14 protein-coding genes and 1 pseudogene are annotated in these 9,144 nt (G+C 35.8%); 2 read left to right on the top strand and 13 right to left on the bottom strand.

Translation table 11 applies throughout. The annotated features are described in order from the left end of the window. From FD47_RS12710 to FD47_RS12670, 12 genes and pseudogenes are all read right to left on the bottom strand, one after another. On the bottom strand, nucleotides 1–1,112 hold a 1,112-nt coding region (locus FD47_RS12710), incomplete at its 3' end, for a dihydrolipoyl dehydrogenase family protein (protein WP_056980758.1). 17 nt (nucleotides 1,113–1,129) lie between these two features. Continuing rightward, nucleotides 1,130–1,261, bottom strand: coding sequence for a hypothetical protein (locus tag FD47_RS16125; RefSeq protein ID WP_015474697.1), 132 nt, complete (start codon nucleotides 1,259–1,261; stop codon nucleotides 1,130–1,132). A 12-nt stretch (nucleotides 1,262–1,273) separates the two neighbouring features. Beyond that, the gene (locus FD47_RS12705) at nucleotides 1,274–1,921 is read right to left on the bottom strand and encodes a DsbA family oxidoreductase (RefSeq protein WP_054736251.1); all 648 of its coding nucleotides are present in this window, start codon (nucleotides 1,919–1,921) and stop codon (nucleotides 1,274–1,276) included. 18 nt (nucleotides 1,922–1,939) lie between these two features. After that, nucleotides 1,940–2,884: a thioredoxin-disulfide reductase gene (gene trxB, locus FD47_RS12700; RefSeq protein ID WP_054736249.1), complete on the bottom strand. Its 945-nt coding sequence runs from the start codon at nucleotides 2,882–2,884 to the stop codon at nucleotides 1,940–1,942. A 90-nt stretch (nucleotides 2,885–2,974) separates the two neighbouring features. Beyond that, a pseudogene (locus FD47_RS15115) lies at nucleotides 2,975–3,103 on the bottom strand (aspartate racemase); the annotation flags it as partial. After that, nucleotides 3,103–3,426: a thioredoxin family protein gene (locus FD47_RS12695; RefSeq protein ID WP_004909449.1), complete on the bottom strand. Its 324-nt coding sequence runs from the start codon at nucleotides 3,424–3,426 to the stop codon at nucleotides 3,103–3,105. The pseudogene FD47_RS15115 and the gene FD47_RS12695, both read right to left, overlap by 1 nt. Nucleotides 3,427–3,446: 20 nt before the next feature. Next, entirely contained in the window at nucleotides 3,447–3,761 is a 315-nt protein-coding gene (gene trxA, locus FD47_RS12690) for a thioredoxin (RefSeq protein ID WP_054736247.1), read from the bottom strand. 13 nt (nucleotides 3,762–3,774) lie between these two features. Next, nucleotides 3,775–4,056 carry a thioredoxin family protein gene (locus FD47_RS15110; protein WP_008855846.1) on the bottom strand — a complete coding sequence of 94 codons (282 nt, stop codon included), beginning with the start codon at nucleotides 4,054–4,056 and terminating at the stop codon, nucleotides 3,775–3,777. 125 nt (nucleotides 4,057–4,181) lie between these two features. Next, nucleotides 4,182–4,826, bottom strand: coding sequence for an ArsR/SmtB family transcription factor (locus FD47_RS12685; RefSeq protein ID WP_054736245.1), 645 nt, complete (start codon nucleotides 4,824–4,826; stop codon nucleotides 4,182–4,184). A gap of 135 nt (nucleotides 4,827–4,961) precedes the next feature. Beyond that, nucleotides 4,962–5,378 (bottom strand): arsenate reductase (thioredoxin), encoded by a 417-nt coding sequence (gene arsC / locus FD47_RS12680; protein WP_054736243.1) that lies wholly within the window; start codon nucleotides 5,376–5,378, stop codon nucleotides 4,962–4,964. 11 nt (nucleotides 5,379–5,389) lie between these two features. After that, a complete protein-coding gene (arsB, locus tag FD47_RS12675) occupies nucleotides 5,390–6,427 on the bottom strand; it encodes an ACR3 family arsenite efflux transporter (protein WP_012391387.1) in 1,038 nt (345 codons plus the stop codon). Nucleotides 6,428–6,477: 50 nt separating this feature from the next. Further along, a complete protein-coding gene (locus FD47_RS12670; RefSeq protein WP_012391388.1) occupies nucleotides 6,478–6,795 on the bottom strand; it encodes an ArsR/SmtB family transcription factor in 318 nt (105 codons plus the stop codon). Between the two features lie 506 nt (nucleotides 6,796–7,301). On the opposite strand from FD47_RS12670, the gene FD47_RS12665 reads away from it, so the two are divergent. Next, nucleotides 7,302–7,649, top strand: coding sequence for a DUF3139 domain-containing protein (locus FD47_RS12665; RefSeq protein ID WP_010620858.1), 348 nt, complete (start codon nucleotides 7,302–7,304; stop codon nucleotides 7,647–7,649). A gap of 58 nt (nucleotides 7,650–7,707) precedes the next feature. Then, the gene (locus FD47_RS12660; RefSeq protein WP_054736241.1) at nucleotides 7,708–7,947 is read left to right on the top strand and encodes a hypothetical protein; all 240 of its coding nucleotides are present in this window, start codon (nucleotides 7,708–7,710) and stop codon (nucleotides 7,945–7,947) included. A 110-nt stretch (nucleotides 7,948–8,057) separates the two neighbouring features. On the opposite strand, the gene FD47_RS12655 is transcribed toward FD47_RS12660, so the two are convergent. Continuing rightward, entirely contained in the window at nucleotides 8,058–8,639 is a 582-nt protein-coding gene (locus tag FD47_RS12655) for a DUF536 domain-containing protein (RefSeq protein WP_054736239.1), read from the bottom strand. Nucleotides 8,640–9,144: the final 505 nt, after the last annotated feature.

The following is a 9,144-nucleotide window of genomic DNA, read 5'->3' as shown; positions in this document are numbered from 1 at the left end:
AAGCTTGTTTTAAGACAGACCCTAATTGAATAATTACTGTCTTCCTTTGCTTTATCAATACTAATTCCAGCTTGAGCGAGTTGGGGGAATGTGAACGTAACGGTTCCAATTACTGGGTACCTAAGAGGTTCAGTTGTTTTATTAGTAAGTAAGGCACTTAAGTAGTCTGCTTCAAACTGTGCCGTAGAGGTAAATGCTGGTGCGGTTTTATCAACAATATCGCCCATTGCGTAAATGTTATTTGCTGATGTGGTCAAATATTTATCAACTTTAATTCCGCGGTTGCTGTACTCTACACCAGCATTATCAAGTTTCAATGCATTAATTTCAGGAACTCTACCACTGGCATTAATAACTTTATCAAAAGTGCCAAGGTTGCCGTTAGCTGATTGAACCTCATAGCCAGTTTGTGCTTCGGTAACAGCTGTAACATTTGTGTTAAATATAAAATTAATACCAAGTGAGTTTTTCATTTCATCAACTAACTGATGAACGTGTTGGCTGTAAAATCCCTTTAGTGGTTGGCCGGATCGGACAATAACTGTTACTTTAACCCTGGCAGCAGACAACAATGTAGCAAATTCCATACCAACGTAACCACTTCCGATAATTGCGACGTTCTTTGGAGTATCTTCGAGTTCAAAAAGGTTAGTACTAGTAAGTAGGTACTCGTGGCCAGGAATGTTAAGAGGATGCGGCTTTTTTCCGGTTGCGATTACAAAATTATCAGCAGTGATTTTTTTATTATTAACTTCAATGGTATGTTGATCAACAAATGATGCTTCACCCTTGATGGTAGTCGCACCCAGGCCTTCATACATACTTTGCATATTATTTAGGAATGACGCCATAGCCTTATTCTTTTGCTGAATAAGTTCTTTCCAGTCAAGCTTAGCTGGTTGAGTAATTCCCTTACCTTGCAAACGCATTGAAGTTAAGGTTGCTCGTGCTGCTCCTTCTAAGAAAATCTTGGGTTCGCAGCCTTCGTTAGGGCAAATTCCGCCAAACCGATTCTTTTCAACAACCGCGATTTTCTTTCCGCTATTCTGCATTCCCAATAGGAAACGATAAACTGATGGCCCACTGCCAATAACAACGTAGTCAAACTTCATTTATAGCTTTCCTCCATTTATTTTGTTTTCTTCTTCTTATCCTCAGTTTGCTTTTGATGTTCAGCGATATTACAACCGTCTGGCCCACATACAGCAGCATCATTATTATCGCCAAATATTGTATTAAATTGTGGCTTATCTTCGGTCATCGTAAATTCCTCCTAATTTTCTTCTGCTTGAACTCGCTTTAAGGCTTTAACAAAGACTTCATATGGTTGGGCACCACTAATTGCATACTTATTATTGATTACAAAAAAAGGTGCAGCATGAATACCGGATTGTTGAGCCTCTGCCTCGTCATTGACCACAGCTTGATGATATTGGTTAGAATTAAGCACTTTTTCTACTTCGTCTTTAGCAAGCCCAGCTTCCATTGCCGCATTTAATAGCACATCATGGTCAGAAATCGATTGACCATCACTAAAGTAAACTTGGTAGAAGCGTCTAATTACTCGTTCAGTCAAATCAGGATCATTTTTAGCTTCTGCGAATTTAATAATCCGGTGCGCATCCATAGTATTTGTAGGTACTACACTGTCAAGATCCATTGGTAGACCATCGTTATGCGCCATTTGTTCGATGTAAGCCATTTGCTTTTTGGCCTGTGGCTCCATTGCCTTATTTCCCTGAGTGAAGTGATTAATGTATCCTTCATCGGTTTCCTTTGGTGTTGCAGGGTTAAGCTCGAATGATTTGAACTCTAATTCAGTTGTGTCATAAATACCAATTTCCTTCATTGCTCGTTTCATTCGGTTAGAACCGATATAACAAAAGGGGCAAGCAATGTCTGACCAATATTTGATTTCCATAAAGTAATTTTCCTCTCTTTAATCTTTAACCGTTTGCCGATGCTTTATGGCTTCGAAATATTCAAAGGCGTTTTGCCCAGCAATACCACCATCGCCAACCGCAGTTGTAATTTGCCGCAGTTGCTTTTGCCGGACATCACCAATTGCATAGATTCCAGGAATTGTTGTTTCCATTTGATCGTTAGTTATAATCCAACCAGCTTGATCGGTAATATTTAAATTATTGAAAATTTGGCTGTTTGGAAAGTTACCGACATAAACGAAAACTCCATCAGTGTCTAGAGTTGTATCATCACCGACCTGATTGTTATGAATTTTTACTCCAGTAACATGATTTTCATCACCTAAAATCTTTGTCACACTAGTATTCCAAGTGAAATCTATCTTATCGTTATCAAAAGCACGATTTTGTAATACCTTTTGTGCCCGTAACTGATCGCGACGATGAATGACATTAACTCCATCAGTGACATTAGCTAAGTACAATCCTTCAGAAATTGCTGAATCACCACCGCCAACTACAGTAACGTTCTTTCCTTTAAAGAAAGAACCATCACATACTGCACAGTAAGAAACCCCTTTTCCGGAGAACTTTTCTTCACCTGGTACACCTAATTTTCGATTATTAGATCCTGTTGCAATAATTACTGCGCTTGCTACTAACTCGTCACTATCGGTTTGAATATGCTTCATTTGTTGATCATCAACGGTAACGTTTTGGACATCACCATATACAAAATTTACTCCGGCCTTAACGGTTCCTTGATACATTTTCTCACCAAGTTCAGGACCCTTAATTGTTGTAAAACCAGGGTAGTTTTCAATGTCATCGGTGTTGTTCATTTGTCCACCATAAATACCGCGATCAAGCATTGCTACATTTAAATTAGCTCGTGCTGCATATAAGGCAGCGGTCATTCCACCAGGACCGGCCCCAATCACTACTACATCATATTTCCTCATTAAATTTCACTCCAATCTACTTATTAGTCGTCACGTAACGCTAATCCCTTATCCAATGAACGATTAACAATGACTTCTTGTGCATCAATAATGGTTAACCACTATATAATCTAAATAGTCTTGGTCTTTATGGGTTTCAGTTTTCTTATTAAGGAGTCGGACATAACTTTCAGTTGCTAACGTCCCCATACCGCCAAGAATAGTAAAAAACTTCTTCATTAGTTAATAGTGTTGGTAATGAAGTTTTCGACTTCTTCTTTAGTCTTCCGATCTTTATTGACAAGTCTTCCGATTTCTTGCCCATCTCTAAAAATAACGAAGCTTGGAATACCAAAGATATTTAGTTCTTGAGCCAATTCGGTATTCTCATCACGATCGACACTGATGAAAGTGTAATCTTTGAATTCTTGTTCAATTTCTGGTAGATGAGGCTTGATAAAGCTACAATCAGGGCACCAAGAAGCCATAAAAACTAAAATATATTTTCCATTCTTCAGTTTTTTATCAAATTCTTTTTTATTCATTACTGATAGTTGTTCCATTTAGCTTCTCCCCTCTTAACCTAATTATTATATTGAGCAAGAACGGTTTTAAGTTGGTCCTTACTGTGGAGGCCAACCAGCTTATCAACTACTTGGCCATCTTTTTTGATAATTAAGGTTGGAATAGACATAATTCCAAATGCTATTGGTGTTTTTTGATTTGCATCTACGTCCATTTTAGTGATTTTGACTTTATCGCCAATTTCTTTATCAAGTTGTTCAATAATCGGTCCTTGCATTCGACATGGAGGACACCAAGTAGCCCAAAAATCAGTTAATGTAACACCGGTACTAGTTTCTTTCACAAAGTCTTTGTCAGTTAAGTTCTTAACCATAAGAGTCGCTCCTTTATAGGTAATATTTAATTAAAGTTGTTAATTGTGATTGATCAATAAAACGGGTAATTTTTTCAACGATTTTTCCATCACGCAGCAAAATAGTACTGGGTGCGGAATAAACATTGTATTTTTTTGCTAGTTCTGGGTGAGCATCTGAATTCACTACCCGAACGTTTAAATATGAATTAAAGTCATGGCTAATCTTATTTATTATTGGTCGCTGCGTATAACACTGGGCGCACCAATTATTCTCAAAATTAATTAAGGTTAGCGTTTTATCAATAGTAGACAAGTTATGTCACTGCCTTTCAATTATTCAATTGTTTACTTGAATAGTTTAATAATATCACATACTTTTTGTAGGTCAATATAAAAGCACGATTTAATCAATAAATGACTAAATCGTGCTTAAACTGTTTATTCTGTTATTTTATTCCAATTATAGTAACTTGAATTTAAACTAACTGCGTCAAAACCATTTCTATTTAAGATCTGTGTGGCAATGTTGGAATTAGCACATAGTCTTCCACGGCAATAAACAATAATTTTTTGATCTTTAGGTAATTTGGGCATTGATTCTTTTAATGTTTCCAATGGGACATTAATTGCCGATTGTATGTGGCCTGCTGCATATTCATCAGAAGGTCGTACATCAAGGACAAAGCTATTTTTGTATTCTTCTTGAGCTTGCTTTAAGGAAATGGTTTTAACGTTATCTTGAGCGTCTGATTTATCCTGAATTGTTTTCATATCTGAAAGTTCACTGTTGCCAATATCGGTTAATAGGTGCACAAGATCACTAATTTTGGGAGAACTAAGGCTATAAATAATATGATTGCCTTTTCGTTTTGTTTTAACCAGATGACTGTCCTTCAATATTTGTAGATGGCGTGAGGCGTTAGCTACACTTATTCCGACCCCGTTGGCAATAGTTTCAACTGATTTGGGTGCTTGAGTTAAAAGATCAAGAATTTCTAATCGTCGATCACTGCTTAGCCCCTTACCAATTTTAGATAGTTCTTTATATAGTCCATTTTTGTAGTTAACTGCTTGTTCAAACATTTTCTTTCCACCTTTTCAACTATTGTGTTGAATAGTTTACCAGTTTTCCTATGAAATTGAAATTCAATATTATTAGTTAATAAATTAATGGGCCTTGTCTTTTTAGATTTAGGAGTCATCCTATAAAAATGGACCCTATTTATAATTTTGTACAAGTTCGAATAGATTATCTTTTATTTTGTTTCGAACTTTTCTAAAGGCTTGTAGTTTTTCTTTTTCTGTTCCAGTGGCTTTTGCAGGGTCGGGTAATGGCCAATGAATACTTGTAGCTTGTGGTGGAATAACTGGACATTTATCTCGTGCATCACCGCATAAAGTAACAATTAGATTAGCTGAATTGAAGTAATTTAAATCAATCAGTTTTGAATACTGCTGACTAATATCGACACCATCTTCTGCCATAACTTGTACTGCATTTTTGTCTAAACCATGCTTTTCTACGCCCGCACTTCTAATTTCAAATTTATCGGAAGGAAAAAGTTCTTTTGCGTATCCTTCGGCCATTTGGCTTCGACATGAATTCCCGGTACAGAGAAAATAGATTTTTTTCATTTGGTTACTCCTTAATCATAATATTTTCTTTTAATCCATAGTGCTACATCAACTAATAAGATCATTACCGGTACTTCAACCATTGGGCCAATAACGGCAGCAAATGCTTCTCCAGAATTCAAGCCAAATATAGCGACTGTTACTGCAACAGCTAATTCAAAGTTATTACTTGCAGCGGTGAAAGATTGTGTCGCAGAAATTGAATAACTAGTTTTAGTCTTTTTCGCAATCCAAAAGGTTATGAAGAACATTAAGACAAAATATAGTAATAAAGGAACAGCAATTCTTATTGCGTCCATTGGTAGTTGAACTACTTTTGCACCCTTGACAGAAAACATCACTACTATTGTAAAGAGTAAAGCCCAAGTAGTAATTCTGCTTATTTTTGGTACATATTTATCTTCAAACCATTCTTTACCCTTTGTGCTAATGATAAAGTAACGAGAACCAATGCCCAAAATGAAAGGAATACCAAGATAAATAAAAACACTTTTAGCAATTTCACTCATTGTAATATTAATTGTCTGTGTTTGTAGCCCAAAGAATTTTGGTAAGACACTAATAAAGAAGTATGCATAAACGGAATATAGCAAAATCTGAAAAATTGAGTTAAAAGCTACTAGCCCAGCAGCATAATCGTTATTACCCTGCGCTAATTCATTCCACACAATAACCATAGCAATACACCGTGCTAAACCGATCATGATTAAACCAATCATATAGTTTGGATAATTGTGTAGAAAGATAACAGCAAGAGCAAACATTAAAATAGGGCCAACGATCCAATTTTGAACTAATGAAAAAGCAAGTTCCTTTTTGTCCTTAAATACATCACCCATTTTGCCATAATTAACTTTGGTTAGTGGTGGATATAGCATTAATATTAAGCCTATTGCTATTGGAATTGATGTTGTACCGATAGACCAACTATTAATTATTTTAGGGAGCGATGGAAAAGCTAAACCGCTAATAATTCCCAGTGCCATAGCTAAAAATACCCATAAGGTCATATAACGGTCCATGAATGATAAATTTTTAGAAGTACGCATAATAGCCCTCCATATAGATATTTATCTATGTATAATGCAAAATAAAAAAGCTAACAGTTTGAATGTGAATCCTTACATATGCAATGGTCAGTTTTAGATAGTATTTGTGTTAATTCACTAATCAGTCCTTCTTTTTTGTTTGAATTTAAAGAATAATAGTGCCACTTAGTATCTTTTCTTACGTTAACTAATCCACTTTTTTCCAGAATACTCATATGGTGGGATAGAGTCGGTTGTGTAAAGTTAAAGTGTGCAAGTATATCACACCCACACATCTCACCACAGGACAGCATTTCTAAAATCTTAAGACGGTTAGGTTCAGCAACCACCTTTAAAAGTGATGCCAAATCTTTATACTCATAGTGCATCAGTAAATTCCTCCACATTAAACATAGACGATCATCTATATTGTATCACATGAATAATGAAAAAGATTGCCGTTCGGACGAAATTAGATTTTTTACTATTATTACAAAACCAGCAGTATTAATGTGTTATTCGCCAAAGCCAACCATGTTTTTCTTCATTTGCCGATTTAGCTGTTACTTTTTGTGGTAAGAAGCTGGTTGTTTTGGCCTTGCTCGGTTTGAATCCGTTTGAGTGCGGTCAGATTTTCCTGACTGATCAGGTTGGTCTGCTTTTGAAACGTTGCGTAGGCGCTTTGTAAGGTCTGTTTTAATTGGGCTTGCGAGCTGGCGTTGCTGCTGTCTAAATATGTTTACTTAGCTTATTGGTGGGGGACAAGTCATAAAGGAATGAAAGGTGGCCTTATGTGGGTATTCCCATTCTCAATGACAAATGTTTTTTTAGGGACTTACAAGCCAAGTTATATTTATAAACTAACAACAAAATGAAAAAGAGGTGTGGATTAGTTATGCTTAAAAAGATTGGGTACGTAATAGCTTTATTACTAGGGTTCTTTTTAATAGTTTGGCTAGCCATTTATTGGCAACATCGCACTTATTTTACTGGAGCCGTTCGAACGTACATGGTTGCCCAAAAGATTCCAAAAAATAGCATTAAAAATCAGAAAATAGTTTTTAATTGGGTCAATATGGGACAATGGGAGGAAGATGTTTCAATTCGCCACCAACACCATACCTATCAATATATTTATAATATGTCTTGGCAGGATAAAAGGGTGTCCCTAAGTATCTATGATCATCGGGAGGGGGTTAAAGATACTCTAGCTCCTTATCCACCTTTAGAGTATGACCGTTAACTTTTGCAGATCTTAATATACTATAAAATCAATTAATTTATAAGGAGGTAAATGAATATTGACATTAACTGACTGGAGTGGCTTTGCACTGCTCAGCTCATTAGTCTACTGGTGGTTTTTAATGTGGCATTCATTTAAACTAACCAGGAAAACGTTAGTAATTTTAAATACAGTTGGCACTGCCTTAATGACCATTTTGACGTGGCCCATCACCTATGGAATGTTACTGATTCCGATTTTAATTATTTACGCTGTATCGACTTTTATCATCTTTAAATTACCACTGGCAGCCAAATAGTATGAGAATTTTTTTGCTTCTTATAACTATCCAAGGCGGTAGGAAAATGGGCTCTTTGTCAACTATTTCTGGGTTAGATTCCTGATTGCTTGATGAAAGGAGTAGAAATACTACCAAAAACGCCACCAACTATTATTGACTTTGTTTTTAGATACTTTGTTTTTAGATACTTTTTTTTGCCTATTATTATATTCAGCAACTCTATTTTCATTTTGCTTGTCGTTTTTATCCTTGCTGTGACGGGTATTGACATTATTCGACAAGGCATCGTCCTTGTCGTTTGATTTTTGCTGTTGAGTTGCACTAGAAGAGTCAAGCAGGCCACTCAATTTACGAACGTGCTCTTTTAATCGATGGTTTTCTGAAACCGTTGCTATCTGTAATTTTTGTTGCTGATCCAGGGCTTGTTGCAAATTTGCAATTTGTTGATCTTTAACATCAAGTTGCTTCAGCAAGATCTGATCAATATTTTTGTCCTTGTCGTTTTCGGCTTGCCGATTTGGTTGTCGTTCTTGTCGTTTTTGCTTGTCAAAATTAGCAAGCATTTTAACGCCTTGGTTGTCTATTTCTAGATGGTTTTTAACTTTGTAAGTGTGTTTGCTTCGAAAGCCATTAATGCTATTAATACGTTGATTAATGGCTTGTTTTGATAATTTCAATTCTTCTGAAAGTTGTCGAATAGTCTTGCCCAATAGTTTCACCACCTAATTAATCCGCCTTAAATTATAAGTTAAAAACGACAAGAACACCAATCAACAAGCAAAGCTTAAACTCGTTGTCGTTCTTGTCGTTTTTTTAAAGCTAAGTATCAATTTATTAAATAGTCTATTTGCAAATTAAGGTTTACCGGTTAGTAAGCGCTATGCTAGACTATAGTTAATTTAGCAATCAAATATTAAAAGATCAGGCTAATACATAAAAGAGATCCCAACCCATTTGGGATTGAGATCTCTTTTATAGTATTAGCAAGTAGCTCATACCAGCTACTTAGATTCAGTCGATTTTTTCGTGGAAGTTAAAATCGACTGAATATTGCTTTTAACTTTGTAAGATAATTATACCGCAGACTAGTCCATGAGGACAAGGCTCGGATAGTTAAACAACAAAATTGAAACCAATGGACTAAGTAGCTAGTAGAAGCTACCTAGTCCATTTTTATTTTGTTGTTAGAAATTAAAAAAGTTGCCGATTGGGCAA

This window comes from Lentilactobacillus parafarraginis DSM 18390 = JCM 14109 (assembly GCF_001435895.1).
Lineage (GTDB): Bacteria > Bacillota > Bacilli > Lactobacillales > Lactobacillaceae > Lentilactobacillus > Lentilactobacillus parafarraginis.
This window is presented reverse-complemented; position numbering and strand designations above follow the sequence as displayed.

Coding starts and splice junctions, on each gene's coding strand:
- FD47_RS16125 (WP_015474697.1), bottom strand. CDS start 1,261: ATGACCGAAGATAAGCCACAATTTAATACAATATTTGGCGATAATAAT.
- FD47_RS12705 (WP_054736251.1), bottom strand. CDS start 1,921: ATGGAAATCAAATATTGGTCAGACATTGCTTGCCCCTTTTGTTATATC.
- trxB (WP_054736249.1), bottom strand. CDS start 2,884: ATGAGGAAATATGATGTAGTAGTGATTGGGGCCGGTCCTGGTGGAATG.
- FD47_RS12695 (WP_004909449.1), bottom strand. CDS start 3,426: ATGGAACAACTATCAGTAATGAATAAAAAAGAATTTGATAAAAAACTG.
- trxA (WP_054736247.1), bottom strand. CDS start 3,761: ATGGTTAAGAACTTAACTGACAAAGACTTTGTGAAAGAAACTAGTACC.
- FD47_RS12685 (WP_054736245.1), bottom strand. CDS start 4,826: ATGTTTGAACAAGCAGTTAACTACAAAAATGGACTATATAAAGAACTA.
- arsC (WP_054736243.1), bottom strand. CDS start 5,378: ATGAAAAAAATCTATTTTCTCTGTACCGGGAATTCATGTCGAAGCCAA.
- arsB (WP_012391387.1), bottom strand. CDS start 6,427: ATGCGTACTTCTAAAAATTTATCATTCATGGACCGTTATATGACCTTA.
- FD47_RS12670 (WP_012391388.1), bottom strand. CDS start 6,795: ATGCACTATGAGTATAAAGATTTGGCATCACTTTTAAAGGTGGTTGCT.
- FD47_RS12665 (WP_010620858.1), top strand. CDS start 7,302: ATGCTTAAAAAGATTGGGTACGTAATAGCTTTATTACTAGGGTTCTTT.